The organism is Nocardioides sp. IC4_145, assembly GCF_011250565.1.
Lineage (GTDB): Bacteria > Actinomycetota > Actinomycetes > Propionibacteriales > Nocardioidaceae > Nocardioides.
The window spans coordinates 78,517-100,190 of the sequence record NZ_JAANMS010000009.1 but is presented as its reverse complement, the minus strand read 5'-3'; the positions used below and the strand labels follow the sequence as shown (position 1 = coordinate 100,190).

The 21,674-nt window shown below is 74.0% G+C and carries 20 protein-coding genes, 1 tRNA gene and 3 pseudogenes; 14 read left to right on the top strand and 10 right to left on the bottom strand.

Going from position 1 to position 21,674, the window contains the following annotated elements; all coding sequences use genetic code 11:
- From G6553_RS06580 to G6553_RS06555, 6 genes and pseudogenes are all read left to right on the top strand, one after another.
- Positions 1-241: pseudogene (locus G6553_RS06580) on the top strand (DNA polymerase III subunit gamma/tau); the annotation flags it as partial.
- A 120-nt stretch (positions 242-361) separates the two neighbouring features.
- The gene (locus G6553_RS06575; RefSeq protein WP_166190290.1) at positions 362-745 is read left to right on the top strand and encodes a YbaB/EbfC family nucleoid-associated protein; all 384 of its coding nucleotides are present in this window, start codon (positions 362-364) and stop codon (positions 743-745) included.
- 14 nt (positions 746-759) lie between these two features.
- Positions 760-1,359 carry a recombination mediator RecR gene (recR, locus tag G6553_RS06570; RefSeq protein ID WP_166190288.1) on the top strand — a complete coding sequence of 200 codons (600 nt, stop codon included), beginning with the start codon at positions 760-762 and terminating at the stop codon, positions 1,357-1,359.
- Positions 1,352-2,113: a DUF5063 domain-containing protein gene (locus G6553_RS06565; RefSeq protein WP_242680068.1), complete on the top strand. Its 762-nt coding sequence runs from the start codon at positions 1,352-1,354 to the stop codon at positions 2,111-2,113. The genes recR and G6553_RS06565 overlap by 8 nt, the downstream gene beginning before the upstream one ends.
- Positions 2,114-2,155: 42 nt before the next feature.
- A complete protein-coding gene (locus G6553_RS06560; RefSeq protein ID WP_166190287.1) occupies positions 2,156-3,430 on the top strand; it encodes an aspartate kinase in 1,275 nt (424 codons plus the stop codon).
- A gap of 73 nt (positions 3,431-3,503) precedes the next feature.
- Positions 3,504-4,544 carry an aspartate-semialdehyde dehydrogenase gene (locus G6553_RS06555; protein ID WP_166190285.1) on the top strand — a complete coding sequence of 347 codons (1,041 nt, stop codon included), beginning with the start codon at positions 3,504-3,506 and terminating at the stop codon, positions 4,542-4,544.
- Between the two features lie 29 nt (positions 4,545-4,573).
- On the opposite strand, the gene G6553_RS06550 is transcribed toward G6553_RS06555, so the two are convergent.
- The 3 genes from G6553_RS06550 to G6553_RS06540 form a co-directional block, all read right to left on the bottom strand.
- On the bottom strand, positions 4,574-5,398 hold the full coding sequence (locus tag G6553_RS06550; protein WP_166190283.1) for a hypothetical protein: 825 nt from the start codon (positions 5,396-5,398) through the stop codon (positions 4,574-4,576).
- Positions 5,399-5,483: 85 nt separating this feature from the next.
- Positions 5,484-5,557, bottom strand: a tRNA-Pro gene (locus G6553_RS06545).
- A gap of 138 nt (positions 5,558-5,695) precedes the next feature.
- A complete protein-coding gene (locus G6553_RS06540) occupies positions 5,696-6,631 on the bottom strand; it encodes a metallophosphoesterase (RefSeq protein WP_242680082.1) in 936 nt (311 codons plus the stop codon).
- A gap of 34 nt (positions 6,632-6,665) precedes the next feature.
- On the opposite strand from G6553_RS06540, the gene G6553_RS06535 reads away from it, so the two are divergent.
- The gene (locus G6553_RS06535; RefSeq protein WP_166190281.1) at positions 6,666-7,124 is read left to right on the top strand and encodes a GatB/YqeY domain-containing protein; all 459 of its coding nucleotides are present in this window, start codon (positions 6,666-6,668) and stop codon (positions 7,122-7,124) included.
- A 59-nt stretch (positions 7,125-7,183) separates the two neighbouring features.
- Here G6553_RS06535 and G6553_RS06530 read toward each other — a convergent pair whose 3' ends face one another.
- Positions 7,184-9,298 carry a transglycosylase domain-containing protein gene (locus G6553_RS06530; protein ID WP_166190279.1) on the bottom strand — a complete coding sequence of 705 codons (2,115 nt, stop codon included), beginning with the start codon at positions 9,296-9,298 and terminating at the stop codon, positions 7,184-7,186.
- A gap of 195 nt (positions 9,299-9,493) precedes the next feature.
- Here G6553_RS06530 and G6553_RS06525 point away from each other — a divergent pair, with 195 nt between their 5' ends.
- Positions 9,494-9,790 carry a WhiB family transcriptional regulator gene (locus G6553_RS06525; RefSeq protein ID WP_166190277.1) on the top strand — a complete coding sequence of 99 codons (297 nt, stop codon included), beginning with the start codon at positions 9,494-9,496 and terminating at the stop codon, positions 9,788-9,790.
- Positions 9,791-9,846: 56 nt separating this feature from the next.
- Here the strand turns inward: G6553_RS06525 and G6553_RS06520 are convergent, their stop codons facing one another.
- Together G6553_RS06520 and G6553_RS06515 are read right to left on the bottom strand one after the other, a co-directional pair.
- Positions 9,847-11,040, bottom strand: coding sequence for an ArsA-related P-loop ATPase (locus G6553_RS06520; protein WP_166190275.1), 1,194 nt, complete (start codon positions 11,038-11,040; stop codon positions 9,847-9,849).
- 10 nt (positions 11,041-11,050) lie between these two features.
- On the bottom strand, positions 11,051-12,079 hold the full coding sequence (locus G6553_RS06515; protein WP_166190273.1) for an ArsA-related P-loop ATPase: 1,029 nt from the start codon (positions 12,077-12,079) through the stop codon (positions 11,051-11,053).
- A gap of 47 nt (positions 12,080-12,126) precedes the next feature.
- On the opposite strand from G6553_RS06515, the gene G6553_RS06510 reads away from it, so the two are divergent.
- Positions 12,127-13,461: an Nramp family divalent metal transporter gene (locus G6553_RS06510; RefSeq protein ID WP_166190271.1), complete on the top strand. Its 1,335-nt coding sequence runs from the start codon at positions 12,127-12,129 to the stop codon at positions 13,459-13,461.
- Between the two features lies 1 nt (position 13,462).
- Entirely contained in the window at positions 13,463-14,056 is a 594-nt protein-coding gene (locus G6553_RS06505) for a YdeI/OmpD-associated family protein (RefSeq protein WP_166190269.1), read from the top strand.
- A 17-nt stretch (positions 14,057-14,073) separates the two neighbouring features.
- On the opposite strand, the gene G6553_RS06500 is transcribed toward G6553_RS06505, so the two are convergent.
- The 4 genes and pseudogenes from G6553_RS06500 to G6553_RS22070 form a co-directional block, all read right to left on the bottom strand.
- Positions 14,074-16,482 (bottom strand): ABC transporter permease, encoded by a 2,409-nt coding sequence (locus tag G6553_RS06500; protein WP_166190267.1) that lies wholly within the window; start codon positions 16,480-16,482, stop codon positions 14,074-14,076.
- Positions 16,479-17,135, bottom strand: a pseudogene (locus G6553_RS06495) (ABC transporter ATP-binding protein); the annotation flags it as partial. The pseudogene G6553_RS06495 and the gene G6553_RS06500, both read right to left, overlap by 4 nt.
- A gap of 184 nt (positions 17,136-17,319) precedes the next feature.
- Positions 17,320-18,024: a response regulator transcription factor gene (locus G6553_RS21005; protein ID WP_347565546.1), complete on the bottom strand. Its 705-nt coding sequence runs from the start codon at positions 18,022-18,024 to the stop codon at positions 17,320-17,322.
- 441 nt (positions 18,025-18,465) lie between these two features.
- Positions 18,466-18,858, bottom strand: a pseudogene (locus G6553_RS22070) (histidine kinase dimerization/phosphoacceptor domain-containing protein); the annotation flags it as partial.
- A gap of 439 nt (positions 18,859-19,297) precedes the next feature.
- Between G6553_RS22070 and G6553_RS06475 the strand changes: the two are divergent.
- The 4 genes from G6553_RS06475 to G6553_RS06460 are packed head-to-tail and all read left to right on the top strand — an operon-like array spanning position 19,298 to position 21,620.
- Positions 19,298-19,456 carry a DUF4177 domain-containing protein gene (locus tag G6553_RS06475; protein ID WP_091025199.1) on the top strand — a complete coding sequence of 53 codons (159 nt, stop codon included), beginning with the start codon at positions 19,298-19,300 and terminating at the stop codon, positions 19,454-19,456.
- A gap of 3 nt (positions 19,457-19,459) precedes the next feature.
- On the top strand, positions 19,460-19,936 hold the full coding sequence (locus G6553_RS06470) for a RidA family protein (protein WP_166190265.1): 477 nt from the start codon (positions 19,460-19,462) through the stop codon (positions 19,934-19,936).
- On the top strand, positions 19,933-20,811 hold the full coding sequence (locus G6553_RS06465; protein WP_166190263.1) for an NUDIX hydrolase: 879 nt from the start codon (positions 19,933-19,935) through the stop codon (positions 20,809-20,811). The genes G6553_RS06470 and G6553_RS06465 overlap by 4 nt, the downstream gene beginning before the upstream one ends.
- Complete coding sequence (locus tag G6553_RS06460) at positions 20,808-21,620, top strand: MBL fold metallo-hydrolase (RefSeq protein WP_347565545.1); 813 nt, start codon at positions 20,808-20,810, stop codon at positions 21,618-21,620. The genes G6553_RS06465 and G6553_RS06460 overlap by 4 nt, the downstream gene beginning before the upstream one ends.
- Positions 21,621-21,674 lie beyond the last annotated feature (54 nt).

Genomic DNA, 21,674 nt, shown 5'->3' with positions numbered 1-21,674 from the left:
CCCCCAGCCGCCGGCGCGTCCCGCCGCCGACCCGCAAACGATCGCGGCCGCCCGTGCGCGGATCCAGCAGACCCGGACCGGCGGGCCGGAGCAGCCGGGGCCGGTCGACACCGAGCGGCAGGACCGGGACGCCGACGCGCACCCCGACGACCCGGACGCCGACTCCGAGGGTCTCGCCGGCACCGACCTGCTCGAGCGCGAGCTCGGTGCGCGCATCATCGAGGAGATCCGGCACCAGTAGGCGGCGCCCGCTGGTCGGCACCGGCCGGCGAGCACCCACCCACCCGACAGACTGACGAGGTCCGGACGACACCTCGCTCCCAGCAGCACCGGACCCACCACCCACCAGCGGAGGACCCCCATGAGCCAGAACCCCTTCGACGCCCTCGGCGGCGGCGGACTCGACATGAACGCCCTGCTCCAGCAGGCCCAGCAGATGCAGGAGCAGCTGCAGGCCGCGCAGCAGCGGCTGGCCGAGACGACCGTGCAGGGCTCGGTCGCCGGCGGCGCGGTGACGGTCGAGGTCAACGGCGTGGGCGACCTGACGAAGGTCGCGGTCGCGCCGGGCACGGTCGACGGCGACGACGCCGACAGCCTGGCCGACCTCGGCGACCTCGTGGTCGCGGCGTACCGCGACGCCAAGGCGCAGGCCGACACCATCGCCGGCGAGGCCCTCGGCCCGCTGGCCGGTGGCGGCGCGGGCGGGCCCGGCGAGGGCGGCCCGCTCGGCCAGCTCGGGTTCTAGGGGGACGACCCTCCTTGTACGAAGGTGTCGTCCAGGACCTGATCGACGAGCTCGGCCGGTTGCCGGGCGTGGGTCCCAAGAGCGCCCAGCGGATCGCGTTCCACCTGCTGCAGGCCGACCCGGTCGACGTACGCCGCCTGGCGGACGTGCTGGTCCAGGTCAAGGCGCGGGTGAAGTTCTGCTCGGTGTGCTTCAACGTCTCCGAGGACGAGCAGTGCCGGATCTGCCGCGACCCGCGGCGGGACCCGTCGGTGCTGTGCGTGGTCGAGGAGTACAAGGACGTGGTGGCGATCGAGCGGACCCGTGAGTTCCGCGGCCGCTACCACGTGCTCGGCGGGGCGATCTCGCCGATCGACGGCATCGGGCCCGACCAGCTGCGCATCCGCGAGCTGATGCAGCGGCTGGCCGACGGCGCGATCACCGAGACGATCCTCGCCACCGACCCGAACCTCGAGGGCGAGGCGACGGCGACGTACCTCACCCGGATGCTCAAGCCGCTCGGGTTGCGTGTGACGCGATTGGCGAGTGGACTTCCGGTGGGTGGGGACCTTGAGTACGCCGACGAGGTCACCCTCGGCCGGGCATTCGTGGGAAGGCGAAGCGCAGATGACTGACCAGCAGCAGCACCCGGGGCCGATCTCCGGCGACCTCGACCCGACGACCCTGCTCGAGCAGGCGGTCCTGGCCGGCGCCCTGCCGCCCATGGACGAGCACCCCATCGACGTGGACAAGGCGCTGGCCGAGCTGGCCCGTCCGCTGCCGGGCGCGGCCGACGCCGTGGCCAAGGTGGACGTGGGCACCCAGGCGCTGGCCCAGCAGGTCGCCGACTCCGCGGCCAGCTTCCTGCTGGCGTTGCGCGAGATCTCGCGGGACGCCGACGGGGGCGGCCGGGCGATCAGCCTGCTGCTGCTCGAGATCAGCCAGGCGCTGCTCGCCGGCGCCCAGCTCGGTGCGCAGCGCGACTTCACGCCGCGGGCGGAGTACCAGCCCGACATCGGCCCGGAGACCGACCTCGACCCGATGCGGATGCGGCTGGCGGCGATCCTGGAGCCGGTCGACACCTACAGCCTGGTCTTCGACCCCTACGCCCCCGAGGTGGTCGAGAGCCAGCTATCCGACGACCTCACCAGCATCGCCTCCGACCTCGAGACGGGCCTGCGCCACTTCCGGCAGGGCAACACCGAGGAGGCGCTCTGGTGGTGGCAGTTCTCCTACGTCTCCTCGTGGGGCAACCTGGCCGGCGCCGCGCTGAACGCCCTGCTGTCGGTGGTCTCCCACGACCGGCTCGACCGCGACGTACCGGGTGAGGACGACGTGCTCGCGGTGGCCGATGAGATGCTCGGCGGAGGCACCCCCGCCCCTCGGTAGACTCGGGCGCGGTCTTTCTTCCCCCAACCCGAGGACGTCGTCGTGGGCATTGTCGTGCAGAAGTACGGCGGATCGTCGGTCGCCGACGCCGCCGGCATCAAGCGGGTGGCCCAGCGCATCGTGAACACCCGCAAGGCGGGCAACGACGTGGTCGTGGTGGTCTCCGCGATGGGCGACACCACCGACGACCTGCGCGACCTGGCCGAGCAGGTGACGCCGCTCCCGCCGCCGCGCGAGATGGACATGCTGCTGACGGCCGGCGAGCGGATCTCGATGGCGCTGGTCGCGATGGCGATCGCGCAGCTGGGCCACAAGGCGCAGTCGTTCACCGGCTCGCAGGCGGGCGTCATCACCGACTCCGCCCACGGCAAGGCGAAGATCATCGACATCACGCCGGGCCGGATCGAGGCCGCGATCCGCGACGGCGCGATCGCGATCGTCGCGGGCTTCCAGGGCGTCTCGCAGGACACCAAGGACGTCACGACCCTGGGTCGCGGCGCCTCCGACACCACCGCGGTCGCGCTCGCCGCCGCGCTGGGCGCCGATGTGTGCGAGATCTACAGCGACGTCGACGGCGTCTTCACCGCCGACCCCCGGATCGTCCCCGCCGCGCGCAAGCTCGACCGCGTCTCCACCGAGGAGATGCTCGAGATGGCCGCGTCCGGCGCGAAGATCCTCCACCTGCGGTGCGTCGAGTACGCCCGCCGCTACAACATGCCGATCCACGTCCGGTCCTCCTTCTCCCTGAAGGAGGGGACCTGGATCATCCCCGAGCCCCGAGAGGGAGAAGAGCCCATGGAGCAGGCGATCATCTCCGGCGTCGCGCACGACCGCAGCGAGGCCAAGATCACCGTGGTCGGCGTGCCCGACAAGGTGGGCGAGGCGGCGCGGATCTTCGAGACGCTCGCCGCGACCGAGGTCAACATCGACATGGTCGTGCAGAACGTCTCGGCGGCCGCCACGGGGCTCACCGACATCTCGTTCACGCTGCCGCGCAGCGACGGCCAGGCCGCGATGGGCGCGCTCGCGCGCATCCAGGACGAGGTCGGCTACGACAAGCTGCTCTACGACGACCAGATCGGCAAGGTCTCGCTGATCGGCGCCGGCATGCGCTCGCACCCGGGCATCACCGCGAAGTTCTTCGCCTCGCTCGCCTCCGCCGGGGTCAACATCGAGATGATCTCGACCTCGGAGATCCGGATCTCGGTCATCGTCGACGAGGCGCAGGTCGACGACGCCGTGCGCGCCACGCACACGGCGTTCGACCTGGACGCCGACGAGGTCGAGGCCGTCGTCTACGGCGGCACCGGCCGATAACCCCCACCACGTTCTCGCTCCCGCGCTTCGCTCCTCCGCGACAACGCGGCGGGGGCCCCGAAAGGACCACGGCATGACCACCATCGGAATCGTCGGCGCCACCGGGCAGGTCGGCGTCGCGATGCGGCAGATCCTCGAGGAGCGGTCGTTCCCCGCCGACGAGGTCCGGTTCTTCGCCTCCGCGCGCTCGGCCGGCACCGTCCTGCCGTTCGCGGGTGGCGAGATCACCGTCGAGGACGCCTCGACCGCCGACCCGTCGGGGCTCGACATCGCGCTGTTCTCGGCCGGTGCGACCACCTCGCGCAACCTGGCCCAGAAGTTCGTCGACGCCGGCGTCATCGTCGTCGACAACTCCTCGGCGTTCCGCAAGGACCCCGCGATCCCGCTCGTCGTCTCCGAGGTCAACCCCGAGGCGATGCAGCCGGTCATCGAGGCCGGTCGCGGGATCATCGCGAACCCGAACTGCACGACCATGGCCGCCATGCCGGTGCTCAAGCCGCTGCACGACGAGGCCGGGCTGGTCCGGATGATCGCCTCGACCTACCAGGCCGTCTCCGGCTCCGGCGTCGCCGGCGTCGAGGAGCTGGCCACGCAGGTCGCCGCGGGCGGCGAGAAGGCGCGGGAGCTGGCGTACGACGGCACCGCGGTCGCCTTCCCCGAGCCGCAGACCTACGTCCGCACCATCGCGCACAACGTGCTCCCGATGGCCGGCTCGCTCGTCGACGACGGCTCCCACGAGACCGACGAGGAGCAGAAGCTCCGCAACGAGTCCCGCAAGATCCTCGGCATCCCGGAGCTGCGCGTCTCCGGGATCTGCGTGCGGGTGCCGGTCTTCACCGGGCACTCGCTGGCGCTGAACGTCGAGTTCGAGCGGGCGCTGACCGTCGAGCGGGCCCACGAGCTGCTGCGCGGCGCCCTGGGCGTCGAGCTGACCGACGTGCCGACGCCGCTCCAGGCGGCCGGCCGGGACCCGTCGTACGTCGGTCGCATCCGGCAGGACCCGGGTGTCGACGGCGACCGCGGCCTGGCGCTGTTCGTCTCCAACGACAACCTGCGCAAGGGCGCGGCGCTCAACACCGTGCAGCTCGCCGAGCTGGTCGTCGCCGCGCGCTGAAGGCGTCCGGCGGCGGCTGAGCTCCGGGCTCAGTCGTCGGCGTCGGTCACCAGCGTGGTGACCCAGTGCGAGACGGCGAAGCAGCCGATCGCGAGCAGCGGGATCACGATCACCATCGTCCAGCTGAAGAGCGCCTCGATCAGGAACAGCAGCACCAGCACGGTCAGCAGGCCGACCGCCAGGAAGCTGGTCGAGGTCGGCTCGGCGACCCGGAACGCCCGCAGCAGCGCCGACCCGGCCAGCACCATCGCGACGAGGATCGCGATGAGCAGCAGGAAGCCGGGGTTGCCGCACGAGCTGGTGCCGCGCGCGACCTCGCAGGCGCGCAGGCCGAGCCAGGTGAGGCCGACCGTTGCGAGGCCGACCAGCGCGCCGGTCAGGCAGGCCGCCGGCATGCCGGTGACGAAGGGCTCCCGCGGTTCGCGGGGTGCCGGGGCCTCCACCGGCGGCTCGGGCCGGGCCTGCTCGGTGAGCACCGGCGCCGGCGCGGGTCGGGGCGTCTCGTCGACGAAGAGCGTCGGCGGCGTCGGCTCGGGCGTCCGCTCGACCACCGGCTCTGCGACCGGCTCTGCGACCGGCTCTGCGACCGGCTCTGCGACCGGCTCTGCAGCCGGCTCGGGACGTCGCGCGACGACCGGCTCGGGAGCGGGTTCGGGGGCACGTCCGGGCGCAGGCTCGACGACGGGCTCGACGACGGCGGTGGGGGTCTCGTCCGGCTCGACGGCCGGCAGGTCGACGCGGGTCGTCTCGGCGGCGGCCGGGGCCTCGGGAGCGTTCTTCTTGCGGCGCTTGCGACCGAACAGGGTGGGCGGCTCCAGGCTCGGAGCGTCCGTGTCGCGGTCCTTCCCACTCATGGGCGCCAGTGTGTCACGCCGACCCGGGTCCGGAACGGCGAAGGACCCGGATCCCAGGTGTTCCTGGGGTCCGGGTCCTCTGCTGTCGGGCTGACAGGATTTGAACCTGCGGCCTCCTCGTCCCGAACGAGGCGCGCTACCAAGCTGCGCCACAGCCCGATTCTGCGAGTCCGGGATCACCGGGCTCACGAGCACCGGAGCATACCGGAGCACCTCCGGCCCGCCCCAATCGGGCCGCCCCGCGCCTCGAGAGGCGGCCTCGTGCTGCCCGGCGTGCGCCATGGCGCACTCCTGGCATCACGAGGCGGGTGGGAGGAGGGTGAGGAGGGTGGCCTCGGGGCGGCAGGCGAGGCGGAAGCGGACGTAGGGGCTGGTGCCGAGGCCGGCGCTGACGTGCAGCCAGGCCGAGCCGGGGTCGCCGGGCCGGGAGTCGGCCGGGTGGCGGTGCAGGCCACGGGCCCGGGCCGGCTCGAGGTCGCAGTTGGTGGTGAGCGCGCGGCCGCCGGGGAGGCAGACCTGGCCGCCGTGGGTGTGGCCCGCGAGCACGGCGTCGCAGCCGTCGGCGGCGAAGGCGTCGAGGACGCGGAGGTACGGCGCGTGGGCGACGCCGAGGCGCACGTCGGCGTGCCGGTCGGCGCCGGCGACGCCCGTGACGTCCCCGAGCCGGTCGTAGCCGAGGTGCGGGTCGTCGACGCCGGCGAAGGAGATCGTCGTGTCCCCGACGGTGAGCGCGTCGGTGCGGTTGGTGAGGTCGAGCCAGCCGGAGCCCGTGAACGCCGCCACGAGCTCGCGCCAGGGCAGGTGCGGGGTGTCGGTGTGCCGGCGGCCGTCGTCGGGCAGCAGGTAGCGCAGCGGGTTGCGCATGGTCGGCTCGAAGTAGTCGTTCGACCCCAGGACGAACACCCCCGGCACGTCGAGCAGCGGCCCGAGCGCCTCGAGCAGCGGTCCGACGCTGTCCCGGTGGGCGAGGTTGTCGCCGGTGTCGACGACCAGGTCGGGGCGCAGCTCGGCCAGCCCGGCGATCCAGGCGAGCTTGCGCCCCTGGCCCGGCGTCACGTGCAGGTCGGAGAGGTGCAGCACCCGGAGCGGACGGTGCCCTCGGGGCAGCAGCGGCACCTCGACCCGCCGCAAGGTGTAGGCCCGCGCCTCGCACGCGGCGTACGTCGCCAGGCCGGCGCCCAGCACGGCTCCGGCGCCGGCCACGCCGGCCAGGGTGCGGGTGGCGACGGGCAACGGGCTCACGCCGTCAGGCTGCCACAATGGCCCCATGAGCCAGCTCAAGGACCGACTGCGCACCGACCTCACCGCCGCCATCAAGGCCCGCGACGAGGTGCGCTCCTCGACCCTGCGGATGGTCCTCACCGCCGTCACGAACGCGGAGGTCGCCGGCAAGGTCCAGCGCGAGCTGACCGACGAGCAGGTCGTCGAGGTGCTCGCCAGCGAGGCCAAGAAGCGCCGCGAGGCCGCGATCGCCTTCGACGACGGCGGCCGCAGCGAGATGGCCGCCAAGGAGCGCGCCGAGGCGAAGGTGCTGGCCGACTACCTGCCCGAGCAGCTCTCGGTCGAGGAGATCTCCCGGATCGTCAGCGAGGCCGTCGGGCGGACGGGCGCGGCCGACGAGGGCATGAAGGCCATGGGCAAGGTGATGGGCGTCGTGCAGCCGCAGGTGAAGGGGCGGGCCGACGGTGCCGCGGTGGCCGCGGAGGTACGTCGGCAGCTCGGGTGAGCGTCCGGCCCGGGGGTTTCGAGGCAGGCGCCAGCGCGCCTTCCCCGACCACCCGGGGCTCAGTCGTCGTCGAAGGAGTCGGTGGTGGTCGACCCCGTGCTCGTCACCGACGACGGCGGGGTGAACGACTCCGGCGGCAGCTTGTCGAGGATGCCGCGCATCGCGTTGCCCCAGACCGGCGCCGCGTAGTACGAGCCGGACGCGCCGTAGATCGTGGTGGGGCCGATGTTGACGCCCTCGAGGCTCTTCGGCGTGCCGGACTCGTTGGCGCCCGCGATCATCGAGGCGGCCGCCATGTTCGGGGTGTAGCCGACGAACCACACGGCCTGGCCGTTCTGGGTGGTGCCGGTCTTGCCGGCGGCGTCGCGGCCGAGGTTCTGCGCCGAGGCGAAGCCACCCTCGATCACGCCGCGGAGGATGTCGTTGACCGCGTCGGCGGTCGTCTCCTGCATGACCTGCTGGCACTCGGCCGGGTACTCCTTGAGCAGGTTCCCGCGCGCGTCCTCGATCGCGACGACCGGGCGGGAGTCGCAGTGCAGGCCGCGGGCGGCGAAGGTGGCGTACGCCTCGGCCAGCTCCAGCGGGCTGGCATCGGGGATGCCGAGCACGAACGACGGCACCCGCTCCGGGAGGCCCGGGCCCTTGCCCTCGGGGTTGGTGAGCTCGACGCCCATCGCCTTGGCCAGCTCGTAGGGCTCGCAGATGCCGGTCTCTGCCTCGAGCTGGGCGAAGTAGGTGTTCACCGACTCCCGCGTGCCGCGGTACATGTCCATGTAGCCCGACGAGGTCGAGTTGCCGACCGACCAGGTGCCGTAGCCGTACGGCTCGCCGTCGCAGTCCTCGAACTCGTACTCCGGGATCTCCATCTGCGGCTGCGCGTTGAAGCTCGTCGACGTCGACAGGCCCTGCTCGAGCGCGGCGGCCAGCACGAAGACCTTGAACGTCGAGCCCGGCTGGAAGCCGGCGGAGTCGCCGTACTTCTGGTTGACGACGTAGTTGAGGTAGGTCTGGCCGATGGACCGGTCGCTGCCCATCGGGCGCGACTGTGCGACCGCGCGGACCTTGCCGGTGCCCGGCTCGACCATGGCCAGGCCGCCGATGGCCTCGGCCTCGGGGTAGACGGCGGCCGAGACCGCCTCGTCGGCGGCGGCCTGCGCGTCGAGGTCGATGGTGGTGCGGATGGTGAGGCCGCCGGAGAAGATCAGCTCGCGGCGCTCCTTGACGTTGCGGCCGAGCGAGCGGTCCTTCTGCAGGTAGTTGAGGACGTAGTCGCAGAAGAACGGCGCGCGGGCGTTGACGCACCCGTTCGGCGTCGCCTGCACCTTCAAGCCGAGCTTCTGGTCCTTGACCCTGTCCGCCCGGCGCTCCTTGATGATGCCGAGCTCGGCCATCCGGTCCAGGACGACGTTGCGGCGCGCCACGGCGCGGTCGGCGAACTTGGTCGGGTCGTAGCCGTAGGGGTTCTTGACCAGGCCGGCGAGCAGCGCGGACTGCTTGAGGTCGAGGTCCTTGGCGTTGACGTCGAAGAAGTGGCGGGCCGCCGACTGGATGCCCCAGGCGCCGTCGCCGAAGTAGGCGGTGTTGAGGTAGCGCTCGAGGATCCAGTCCTTGGTGTGGCGCTGCTCCAGCGCGACGGCGTACCGCAGCTCCCGCAGCTTGCGCGCGTAGCTCTCGTCGGTCGCCGCCGCCTGCTCCTTCTTGGACTTCGCCTGGTCCACCAGGGTCAGCTTGACCAGCTGCTGTGTGATCGACGAGCCGCCCTGGACCACGCCGGAGCTGGCCTGGTTGGTGATGAACGCGCGCAGCGTGCCCTTCAGGTCCAGCGCGCCGTGCTGGTAGAAGCGGTAGTCCTCGATCGCGACGATCGCCTTGATCATCATCCGGGAGACGTCGGTGAGCTGGACGTTCACGCGGTTCTGGTCGTAGAGGGTCGCGATGACCTCGCCGTCCTCGTCGAGGACCTGGGTGCGCTGCGCGAGCGCCTCGGTCTCGAGCTCGGCGGGGAGCTGGTCCATGGTCTCCGCGACGTTCTTCGCGCCGATCCCGACCACGCCCGCGAACGGGATCGCCAGGCCGGCGACCACGACGCCGAGGACGGCCGCGACGGCGAGCATGACGCCCAGGTGGGAGGCCACCCGGCCAGGGGTGAGGTGCTCGGGGCGCTGCGCGGTCATGGGGATCAGGCTACGCGAGCGCGCGAAGCCCCAGTTCCGCCTGACGCGGACGGACTAGTCACTTCGGACTACTCCAGTTGGGCTGAACGTGTCTGTACCGGTTGCCGGACCCGCCTTTACCTTGGCAGTCGAGGGGACTTCCCGGGTAGGCGTCATGGGGACGCGGACCTATCTCGGAACAGATGTGGGGACATCATGTGGGTTGAGGACTGGACGCCGCGCGCCGCCTGCAAGGCCGCGCAGCCGGACCAGCTGTTCGTGCGTGGAGCCGAGCAGAACAAGGCCAAGCAGCTGTGCGCCGGTTGCCCGGTGCGCACCGAGTGCCTCGCGGAGGCGCTCGACAACCAGATCGAGTGGGGGGTCTGGGGCGGCATGACCGAGCGCGAGCGCCGTGCGCTGCTGCGCCGGCGCCCGAACGCCTCCTGGCGCACGGTCCTCGAGACCGCCCGCGAGCAGTCGGCCCCCGCGCCGGCCGCCCGCACCACCGTCTGACTTCCCACGGGAGTCCCGCGCTTCCCACGGGAGATCTGCCGTGGGAAGCGCGGGGGTCACCGGTGAACCGGTGACCCCCGCGCCCCGTCGGCCAGCAGCTCGCCCACCCGGCGCAGCCCGTCGAGGTCGTGGACGTCGCCCGCGAGCGCGGGCACGACGGCGGTGGGGACCTCGGGGTGGGCGGCGGCGAAGCGCTCGCGCAGCGCCGCCTCGCGCTCGACCATCCGCGCGCGGTCGGCGTGCAGCCGGAGCAGGCCCGCCGTCAACGAGCCCGGCTCGTCGGCGCGCAGCCGCGCGGCCGCGGCCATCGCCTCGTCGCCGGACAGCTCGCCCTGCGGGGCGGGGCTGGCCCGGTTGACGACCAGCCCGGCGAGCGGCATCCGGTCCTCGGCGAGCCGCTCGACGAAGTACGCCGCCTCGCGCAGCGCGTCCGGCTCCGGCGCTGCGACCACGAGGAACGCCGTCTCGTCGGCCTGCAGCAGCGCGTAGGTCTTCTGCGCGCGGGCGCGGAAGCCGCCGAAGACCGTGTCCAGCGCGGCCACGAAGGTCTGCAGGTCGCGCAGCACCTGGCCGCCGAGGATCTTGGTCAGGGCGTTGGTGATGATCCCGAACCCCGCGGTCATCAGCTTCGCCGGACCGCGCGCCGGCGCCAGCATCAGCCGGATGAACCGGCCGTCGAGGAAGCTCGAGAGCCGCTCGGGGGCGTCGAGGAAGTCCAGCGCGGACCGCGAGGGCGGGGTGTCGACGACGACGAGGTCGTAGGTGCCCGCCCGCTTCGCGTCGGCGTGGATCTGGCCGAGCTTCTCCATCGCCATGTACTCCTGCGTGCCCGCGAACGAGCTCGACAGCGCGATGTAGAACGGGTTGGCCAGGATCTGCTCGGCCTTCTCGGGGGTGGCCTGGCTGAGCACGACCTCGTCGAAGGTGCGCTTCATGTCCAGCATCATCGCGTCGAGCCGGCCGCCCGCCGCAGGGTCGACGCCCGCGACCGGTCGCGGGGTGTTGTCGAGCACCTCGATGCCCATGGACTGCGCCAGCCGCCGGGCCGGGTCGATCGTGAGCACCACGACCTTGCGGCCGCGCTCCGCCGCCCGCAGCGCCAGCGCGGCCGACGTGGTGGTCTTGCCGACGCCGCCGGAGCCGCAGCAGACGATGATCCCGGTGCCGCGGTCGTCGAGCAGCGCGTCGACGTCGAGCGGCGCCGCCCGTCCGCGGCCGCTCTGCGGTCCGACCCGCGTGCGCGCGCTCATGCCGGGCCCCTCACGCCAGACCCTGCGCGCGCAGCTCGCCGGCGAGCTCGTAGAGCCCGCCGAGGTCGACGCCGCCCGGCAGCCGGGGCAGCTCGTACGTCGGTCGGTCCAGCTCGGCGACCACCTCGCGCTGGCTGTCCTCGAGCGCGCGCCGCACGGCGTGGTCGTGCGCCTCGACGACCAGCCCGTCCACGAGCCCCTCGACCAGGTCGTCGTCGGCGGGCAGGCCGGCCGCGGCGAGGTCCTTGGCGAGCCGGTCGCGGTCGAGCGTGCCGGCGCGGGCCGCGGCCAGGTCGTCGGCCTCGAGGTCGCGGGGACGCACGAGGTTGACCACGACCCCGCCGACCGGGAGGCGGGCGGCCTCGAGCTCGGCGATGCCGTCGGCGGTCTCCTGCACGGGCATCTCCTCCAGCACGGTGACCAGGTGGACGGCCGTCCGCGGGGAGCGGAACAGGGTCATCATCGTGTCGGCCTGGTGCTTGATCGGGCCGACCTTGGCCAGCCCCGCGAGCTCGTCGCTGACGTTGAGGAACTGCACGATCCGGCCGGTCGGCGGCGCGTCGAGCACGACGGCGTCGTACTGCGTGGCGCCCTTGTTGCGGCTGTTGCGCTGCACCGCCTCGAAGACCTTGCCGGTGAGCAGGACGTCGCGGACGCCGGGCGCGATGGTCGTGGCGAACTCGATCACGCCGAACTTGTCGAGCGCCCGGCCGGCCCGGCCGAGCTTGTAGTACATGGAGAGGTACTCCAGGAGTGCCGCCTCCGGGTCGATGTGCAGCGCGTGCACGACCCCGGGCGGGCCGGGCTCGCCGGCCTCGCCCGGTGCGACGGGCAGGCCGGTCGCGATGCGGCGCTCGGCGTACGGCAGCGGGTCGACGTCGAACATCCGGGCGATGCCCTGGCGGCCCTCCACCTCGCACAGGAGCACGTTGCGCCCCGAGGTGGCCAGCGCGAGGGCCAGCGCGGCGGCGACCGTCGACTTGCCGGTGCCGCCCTTGCCGGTCACCACGTGCAGCTGCACGCGCGGCCAGTCGGTCATGGGGGCGAGCGTAGCCAGCGGCGGCCAGCACAGGTGATGATGCGGCGATGACGTCCTCGGGAGACACGACGGACCCCACCGGAACGGCCGGAGCGGCCGGGACGGCCGACCACCCGCCCCGGTGGAAGGTCATCGGGCCCGGCCTGGTGGTGGCCGCGACCGGCGTCGGCGCCGCGGACCTGGTGGCGACACTGGTGGCCGGCGCGAAGTTCGGCTACACGCTGCTGTGGGTCGCGGTCCTCGGGGCGGTGCTGAAGGTGGTGCTGGTCGAGGGCGCGGGCCGCTACTCGCTGGCGACGCAGCGGACGATCTTCGAGGGCTGGCGCAGCCTCGGCCGGTGGACGACGTGGTACTTCGCGCCGTACATCCTCGTGTGGGGCGTCGTGTACGGCGCCACCGCGATGTCGTCCACGGCGCTGCCGGTCGTCGCGCTCCTCCCCGACCTGCCGCTGCGCTGGACGGCGGTCGCCTTCGGGCTGGTCGGCCTGGTGCTGGTGTGGTTCGGCAGCTACGGCGTCTTCGAGAAGATCACCGCGGCGCTGGTCGGCGTCATGTTCGTGACCGTCGTCGGCGCGGCCGTCCTCACGCTGCCGAACCTCGGCGAGGTGCTCGGCGGCCTGCGTCCGGCCCTGCCCGACGACTCGCTGGTCAACGTGCTGGGCATCGCCGGCGGCGTCGGCGGCACGATCACGCTCGCGGCCTACGGCTACTGGCTGCGGGAGAAGGGCTGGCACACCCCGCGGTTCATGCGGGTGATGCGGATCGACAACGGGGTCGCGTACGCCGTCACCGGGGTCTTCGTCGTCTCCATGCTCATCGTCGGGGCCGAGCTGCTCTACTCCGCCGGCATCGCGATGGAGACCGGCGACCAGGCGCTCGTGCAGCTCTCCGACGTGCTGGCCGACCGGTACGGCGAGGTCTTCGGCACGGTCTTCCTCGTCGGCTTCTGGGCCTCGTCGTTCTCCTCGCTCATCGGCGTGTGGAGCGGCGTGAGCCTGATGTTCGCCGACTTCGTGGGCAACCTGCGCGACCTGCCCTCGGGCCACCCCGAGACCCGCACCGGCGGGCGGCTGTTCAAGGCCTACCTGCTGTGGCTGACCTTTCCGCCGATGCTCCTGCTGCTGCTCGACGAGCCGGTCGGGCTGATCCTGGCCTACGGCGTGCTCGGGGCGTTGTTCATGCCGTTCCTCGCGATCACGCTGCTGGTGCTGCTCAACAAGCGCCGGCCGGGCGCGCTCCCGCACTCCGACGTCCCGCCGGAGTGGCGCAACGGCTGGTTGTCGAACACCGGGCTCGCGGTGTGCGCGGTGCTCTTCCTCCTGCTCGGCGCCAACGAGCTGCGCGAGGTGCTGGCGCCCTACGTCCCGTTCCTGGAGGGCTGACGTGGCCGGTCCGGAGCTGCCCGAGCTGCTGGTCCCCGACGCCGCCGCCTGGCGGGCGTGGCTCGAGGAGCACCACGCCGACTCGCCCGGCGTGTGGCTGGTGCTCAGCAAGTTGGGCGGCGACGTCACCACGCTGACCCGGGCGGCGGCGCTGGACGAGGCGCTGTGCTTCGGGTGGATCGACGGCCAGGCCCGCAGCCGCGACGCGGCGACCTCGTTGCAGCGGATGACCCGGCGCGCGCCGCGCAGCCGCTGGTCGCAGGTGAACGTCGACCTCGTCGCCCGGCTCGAGGCCGAGGGCCGGATGGCGCCGGCCGGCCGGGCCGCCGTGGAGGCGGCTCGGGCCGACGGGCGGTGGGCGGCGGCGTACGCACCGCCCTCGCGGCTCGAGATCCCCGAGGACCTGCGGGCCGCGGTCGCCGCGGACCCGCGGGCCCAGGCGATGTTCGACGTGCTGACCTCGGCGAACCGGTTCGCGATGGTAACCCGGCTGGACACGGTCAAGCGGGCCGAGACGCGCGAGCGCAAGATCCGGGAGTACGTCGCGATGCTGGCCCGCCACGAGACGATCCACCCGCAGCGGGCCCGCCCCTGACCGCCGCCGGGCCGGGCTCAGTCCATCCCGAGCCCGGCCGCGGGCGCGGTACGGACCGCCCGACGGGTGGGGAGCACGCTCGAGGCGAGCCCGGCCAGCCCGGCGACGACCACCACGAGGAGCAGCTGGCCCCAGGGGAGCACCATCGCGGCGTCGTCGGCGACCACGTCGACCATCGTCCGCAGCGCGACCCAGGCGTACGCCGTCCCGACGACGACCCCCACGACGGTGGCGACCAGCGAGAGCAGCAGCCCCTCGACGGCCAGCGTGCCCCGCAGCTGCCGGCGGGTGAGGCCGAGCGCGCGGAGCAGCGCGTTCTCCCGCCCTCGCTCGAGCACCGAGAGCCCCAGGGTGTTGCCGATGCCGATGAGCGCGATGACCACGGCGATCCCCAGCAGGCCCACGACCGTGCCGGTGATGACGTCGAGCTGGAGGTCGACCCAGTCGCGCTCCCCGAGGGCGCTGACCAGGTCGGCGCCGGCCGGCACGGCGAGCGCGTCCAGGTCGCCGGCGAGGTCCTCGGGGTCGGTGGCGTCGTCGGCGCGGGCCCAGACCGCCCGCGGGGTCGTGGAGTCCGCCAGCCGCGCCAGGGTGGCCGGCGCGACGACCGCGGCGTCGCCCCAGCCCTCACCGGTGTTGAGGCTGAGCCGACGCGTGCGGCCCTCGACGGAGACCGTCACCCGGCCGTCCTCCGGCCAGTCGGTGACCAGGCCGTCGGGCAGCCAGATCGAGCCGGGCTCCGGGGACGCGACCCCGGAGGTGCCGCGCAGCACGTCAGTCGCGTCCACCGGGGCGGCCACCAGCGTCACCGGGCCCTGGCCGTCCACCTCCGCCGTCGTGCCCGGCAGCTCGACCGCGTCCAGGACGCCCTCGGTCGCCCGGACGTCGGCGAGCAGGTCGTCGGCCAGCGGTGCGTCGGCCGTCATGGTGAGGTCCACGGGGTACTGCTGGTCCATCTCCTCCTCGACCGTGTGCCGCGAGCTGGCCAGCCCGATGAGCACGGCGGTGGTCAGCGTGACGCCGACGAGGAGGGACGCGGTGGTCGCGGCGGTGCGGCGCGGGTTGCGCACCGCGTTGCCGGTCGCGATCCGTCCCGGCGTGCCGGTCAGGCGCGTCACGCCCGCCCCGACGAGCCGCACCGCGGCCGGCACCAGCACCGGCCCGAGGAGCAGCAGCCCGGAGAACGAGGCGATCCCGCCGGCCAGCATCGGGACCACCTCGTGGGAGGCGATCGCGAACGCCAGCAGCGCGCAGCCCCCGGCGACCGCCACGAGGCCCAGCGCGACGCGGACCCGACCGGCGGTGGTGCGGACGTCGACGTCGTGCGGGCGCAGCGCGGACAGCGGGTCGGCCGCCGTGGCCCGTCGGGTCGGGAGCCAGGCCGCCACGAGCGTGACGACCAGCCCGGTCGCCAGCGCGGCGACGTACCAGGTCGGGGAGGGGAGGGCGGTGCCCATCACGTCGTCGGCGACGACCTGCCGCACGACCGCGACGATCGCGAGACCCAGCACGGTGCCGGCGACGACGCCGACCACCGAGGCGACGACAGCGAGGACGAGTGCCTCGACCCGGACCGAGCGCAGCACCTGTCGGCGGGTCGCGCCGACGCACCGCAGCAGGGCGAAGTCCCGCGCCCGCTGGGCGAAGAGGATCGTGAAGGTGTTGGCGATGACCAGGACCGAGACGAAGAGCGCGATCGCGGCGAAGACCAGCAGCATCGCCGCCAGCACGTCGACGCCGCGGGTGATGCTGGCCTGCACCTCCTGGACGTGCTCCGCGGCCGGCACGACGTCGCGGTCGGTGCGTTGCCCGAGGCTGCCCGCACCGGGGCCTGCGTAGACCACGCTGTCGACCCAGAGGCCGTCGACGAAGGTCTCGAGGTCCGCGAAGGTCAGCAGGAAGTCCGTGCCCGGCGCGGCGGACGGGGTGTCGACGAGGCCGACGACCTCCGCCTCGACGACCCGGTCGCCCGAGCCGAGCCGGACGGTGTCGCCGAGACCGACCCGGTCGGACTTGGCGGCGTTGACGTCGACGGCGACCTCGCTCGGCGCGTCGGGCAGCCGGCCCTCGCGGACCTCCTGCCAGCGCAGCCGCTCGTCGTCGGCGACGGCGCCGACGCTGACGTTGTCGGCCAGCAGCCGGTCCTCGACCCGAGCCCGCTCGGTCGCGAACCCGAGGACCGCGGCCCGGTCGCCGCGGCCGGCGGCGGCGCGGACGATCGCCCGGGCCTCGGCGCCGTCGAGACCGGTGACCACGACGTCGGCCTCGGCGTAGGGGAGGCCGACCGAGGCGGTCATCCCGGTGCGGGCCGAGGCCGAGAGCATCCCGGTCACCACGACGAACGCGACGCCGATGACGATGGCGACCGCGGCGGCGACGTACCGCCGCGTGTGCGTGCGCAGCGAGGCCAGCAGCACCGTCCTCATCGGACCTGCTCCCCGCGCAGCGCGGCGACGAGCTGGTCGGCGGTCGGCTCGACCAGGTGGGCGCGGACGGCGCCGTCGGCGAGGACCACGACGTCGTCGGCGTACGCCGCTGCGTCGAGCTCGTGGGTGACCATCACGACGGTCTGGCCCAGCTCGCGCACCGACCGCCGCAGGAACCCGAGCACCTCCGCGGAGGCGGCGCTGTCGAGGTTGCCGGTCGGCTCGTCGGCGAAGACGATCTCCGGCTCGGTCACCAGCGCGCGGGCGATCGCCACCCGCTGCTGCTGGCCGCCGGAGAGCTCGGCGGGGCGGTGGGTCAGCCGGTCGCGCAGGCCGAGCACGTCGACGACGAGGTCGTGGCGCTCCTTCACGGCGCCGGTGAGGCGGCGGCCGGCGAGCTCGAGGGGGAGGGCGATGTTCTGGCCGGCGGTCAGCATCGGCAGCAGGTTGAAGGCCTGGAAGACGAAGCCGACGTGCTCGCGGCGGAAGAGCGTGAGCGCGGTGTCGTCCATGCCGTCCAGCGCGCGGCCGGCCACCTCCACGGTGCCGGAGGTGGGGCTGTCCAGGCCCGCGAGGCAGTGCATGAGGGTCGACTTGCCGGAGCCCGACGGGCCCATGACCGCGGTGAACCGGCCGGCCGGGAGGTCGAGGTCGACGCCGCGGAGGGCGGAGACGGCGGCGTCGCCGCGGCCGTGGACCCGGGTGAGGCCGCGGGCGGTCGCAGCGAGGGTCGTGAGGCCCGGGGAAGGGGGGGGGAGGTCGTCGTGGTCATGCCACGACCATCCCGTCCCGGGAGGGGTCGGGTCGTCAGCCTGCGGGCGGGACCCGGCGTACGACTCAGGTCGTACGCGCCAGGCCGGTCTCGTACGCCAGGACCACCGACTGCACGCGGTCGCGCGACCCGGTCTTGGCCAGCAGCCGGCCGACGTGGGTCTTCACGGTCGTCTCCGCGACGACCAGCTCGGCGGCGATCTCGGTGTTGCTGAGGCCGCGGCCGACCAGCGCCAGCACCTCGCGCTCGCGCTCGGTCAGCGGCGCGAGCCGGTCGTCGGCGGGCGCCGTGGACGTGCCGGGGCTCGCGGGGTCGGGCAGGACCGCAGCGAACTGCTCGAGCAGCCGCCGCGTCGTGCTGGGCGCGACCACCGAGTCCCCGGCGTGCACGGTGCGGATCGCCGCGAGCAGCTCCTCGGGACCGGCGTCCTTGAGCAGGAACGCCGCCGCGCCGGCCCGGATCGCGGCGAAGGCGTACTCGTCGAGGTCGAACGTCGTCAGCACCAGCACCCGGGGCGCGTCCGCACGCTCCGCCAGCCGGCGGGTCGCCTCGACGCCGTCCATCCGCGGCATCCGGACGTCCATGAGCACCACGTCGGCCCGGGTGACCGAGAGCCGCTCGAGCGCCTCCGCGCCGTCGCCGGCCTCGCCCACGACCTCCAGGTCGGGCTGGCTGTCGACGAGCATCCGGAAGCCGCCGCGGACCATCTGCTGGTCGTCGACGAGGAAGACCCGGATCGTCGCCCCGCCAGCGTCGTCGGCTGCGGTCACGCCGGGATCCTCGCAGAGACCGCGAACCCGCCGCCCGGCCGAGGTCCGGCCTCGATCGTGCCGCCGTGCACGCCGACGCGCTCGCGCATCCCGAGCAGGCCCAGCCCGTGGCCGTCGTCGGTGGCGGCGGCCCCGCGGCCGTCGTCCTCCACCCGCAGCTCCACCGCCCGGTCGCGACCGGTGCCGGCCACCGCGACCTCGACCCGCACGGAAGGATCGGGTCCGGCGTGCTTGCGGACGTTGGTGAGCGCCTCCTGGACGACGCGGTACGCCGCGAGGCCGACGCCGTCGGGCACGTCGCGGGCCGCCATCGGGGTTGGGCAGCCGCGCCTCGACCTGCGCGCCCGCGGTCCGCGCCTCGGCGACCAGCGCGTCCAGGTCGCCCAGGCCGGGCTGCGGCCGCAGCGCCGGCCCGCTGCCGTCGCCGTCCTCGGCGCGGAGCAGCCCGAGCATCCGCCGCATCTCGGTCAGCGCCTCGCGCCCGGTCGCCGCCACGGTCTCCAGGGTGCGGGCCGCGACGTCGGGGTCGGTGCGGGCGGCGTACCGCGCGCCGTCGGCCTGCACGACGATCACCGACAACCCGTGCGCGACGACGTCGTGCATCTCCCGGGCGATCCGCGCCCGCTCGTCGGCCGCGGCGAGCGCGACCTGCTGGGCGGCCTCCTTCTCGACCCGCTCGCTGCGCTCGACCAGCGCGTCGACGTACGCCTCGCGGGTGCGGCCGAGCGTGCCCAGCGCCCACGCGGTCGCGGCGATCGCGCCGAGGAAGAGGGCGTTGACGAGCAGCGTGGCCGGAGGCTCGGGGAAGTCGCGCGCCCAGTCCCAGGACGCCACGAGCGAGGCGACCGCGCTGACGGCGAGCGCGGCCCAGCCGTGCGGGGCCGCCGCGTAGCGCGCCACCGAGTAGACCGCCACCGGCCAGGCCGCCTGGCCCGCCGTCGGCTCGTCGAGCAGCAGGACCTGCAGCGCGTGGGCGGCGGTGACCGCCCAGAAGACCGTCACGGCGCGCCGGCGGCGCCACAGCAGCGGGACCAGCTCGAGGAGCGTCAGCCCGACCGGGAGCACGCCGAGGGAGTAGCCGAGGGGGAGCAGGGGCAGCGCGAGCCCGCCGACCAGCAGCACGTCGAACCAGCGCCGGCCGCGCGGGCCCAGCCGGGGCGGGCGGCGCACGAGCGTGGAGGCGGACGCGGTCACGCGCCGACCCTAGGTGGCCGGTCCCGCCCCGCGCGTCCGACCACGGGAGGACGTCGGCGGCCGCGAGTAGGGTGCGGCCATGACCAAGTGGGAGTACCTGACCGCCCCGATCCTCACGCACGCCGCGAAGCAGATCCTCGACAACTTCGGCGCCGACGGGTGGGAGCTCGTGCAGGTCGCGCCGGGGATGAACCCCGAGAACCTCGTCGGCTACTTCAAGCGCCCGGTTGAGGGCTGAGCCGTGGCTGGGACGTCCCCCGAGGAGCGCCTCGCCGAGCTCGGCCTGGCAGTGCCGGAGGTGGCCGCACCGGTCGCGGCGTACGTGCCCGCGGTCCGCAACGGTGACCTGGTCTTCACCTCCGGCCAGCTGCCGATGAAGGACGGCGAGCTGCTCGTCACCGGCAAGGTCGGCGGCGAGGTGAGCGCTGAGGAGGCCTACGCCTGCGCCCAGCAGTGCGCCCTCAACGCCATCGCCGCGGTCAAGGCGCAGGTCGGCGACCTCGCGCACGTCGAGCGGGTCGTCAAGGTCACCGCCTTCATCGCCTCCACCCCGGACTTCACCGGCCAGCCCGGCGTCGCCAACGGCGCCTCGGAGCTCTTCGGCAACGTCTTCGGCGACGCCGGCGTCCACGCCCGCTCCGCCGTCGGCGTGCCGGTCCTGCCCCTGGACGCGCCGGTCGAGGTCGAGGTCGTCGTCGCCGTCCGGCCGGGCGCGTGAGGATCCCCCTCCCGCCCGTGCCGCTGCCCGAGCACCTGCTCGACGTGGCCCGGGAGTACGACGACGGCACCCGCACCCCCGTGCAGCCGCGCGACGCCGCGACCGTCGTGGTCATGCGCGACGGCGCCGACGCGGCCGCGGGGCCGGAGGTCTACCTGCTGCGTCGCCAGGTCTCCATGGACTTCGCCGGGGGCATGGCCGTCTTCCCCGGCGGCGGGGTCGACCAGCGTGACTTCGACGCCTCCGTCGCCTGGGCCGGCCCTGACGCCGCCGACTGGGCCCGCCGGCTCGGCACCGACACCGAGCTGGCCCGCGCGCTGGTCTGCGCCGCGGTGCGCGAGACCTTCGAGGAGTCTGGCGTGCTGCTCGCCGGCGAGTCCGCCGACACCGTCGTCGCCGACACCACCGGCGCCGACTGGGAGGCCGACCGCGAGGCGCTGGTCTCGCGCGACCTCGCCATGACCGACTTCCTCAACCGCCGCGGGCTGGTGCTGCGCACCGACCTGCTCGGCACCTGGGACGGCTGGCTGACGCCGGTCTTCGAGCCCAAGCGCTACCGGACCTGGTTCTTCGTGGCCGTCCTTCCCGCCGGGCAGCGCACGCGCGACGTGTCCACCGAGTCCTCCTCGGTCACGTGGCTGCCCGCGAAGGTCGCGGCCGAGCAGGCGGACAGTGGCTCGCTGGCGATGCTGCCGCCGACGTACCTCACGTGCCTGGAGGTGGGCACCCACGCCACCTCCGCCGAGGTGCTGGCGGAGGCGGAGGGCCGGACGGTCGAGATGTTCTGCCCCGCGGTCGAGCCGCTCGGCGAGGGCTGGACCCTGTCGATGCCCGACCGGCTGCGGCCGCTGGTCGCGGAGCGACGCCGGTCGTGAGCGCGGGGGGCGCCGGCGCCTGGGCCGGCGGGTCGTTCGGCGAGCGCGGCTCGTGCGTGCTCGCGCCGAACCCGGACCTGATGACCCTCGACGGCACCAACACCTGGGTGCTGCGCGAGCCGGGCGCCCGGCGCTCGGTCGTGGTCGACCCCGGCCCCTCGATCCTCGAGCACCTCGACGCGGTCGCGGAGACCGCCGGCGAGGTCGGCGCCGTGCTGCTCACCCACCACCACCTCGACCACTCCGAGGCGGCGCGGGAGTTCGCGGAGCGGATGGGCTGCGGGGTGCGCGCGCTCGACCCGGCGTACCGGCTGGGCTCCGAGGGGCTCGGCGACGGCGACGTGGTCGAGGTCGACGGCCTCGAGGTGCGCGTCGTCGCGACGCCGGGGCACACCGCCGACTCGCTGTCGTTCCTGCTCCCGGCCGAGGGGGCGCTGCTCACCGGGGACACCGTGCTCGGCCGCGGCACCACCGTCGTCGCGCACCCCGACGGGCAGCTCGGCGCCTACCTCGACAGCCTCGACCGGCTGCACGCGCTGGCCGAGCGGGCCGAGGCGCGCACGATCTGGCCCGGCCACGGGCCGGTCATCGACGACGCGCTCGGCGTGCTCGACTTCTACATCGCCCACCGGCGCGACCGGCTCGCGCAGGTCGAGGCCGCGGTCGGAGCTCTGGCGGAGGTGCCGGCCCTGGAGCTGCCGCGTCGGGTCGTCGAGGTCGTGTACGCCGACGTCGACCCCGTCCTCTGGGGCGCCGCGGAGCTGTCGGTCCGCGCCCAGCTGACCCACCTGGGGCACCTCGGCCACTGAGTCGGCCGCATCGGGCCGGCCGGGGGGTCACCGGTCGGTCTCGACTTCGCCGAA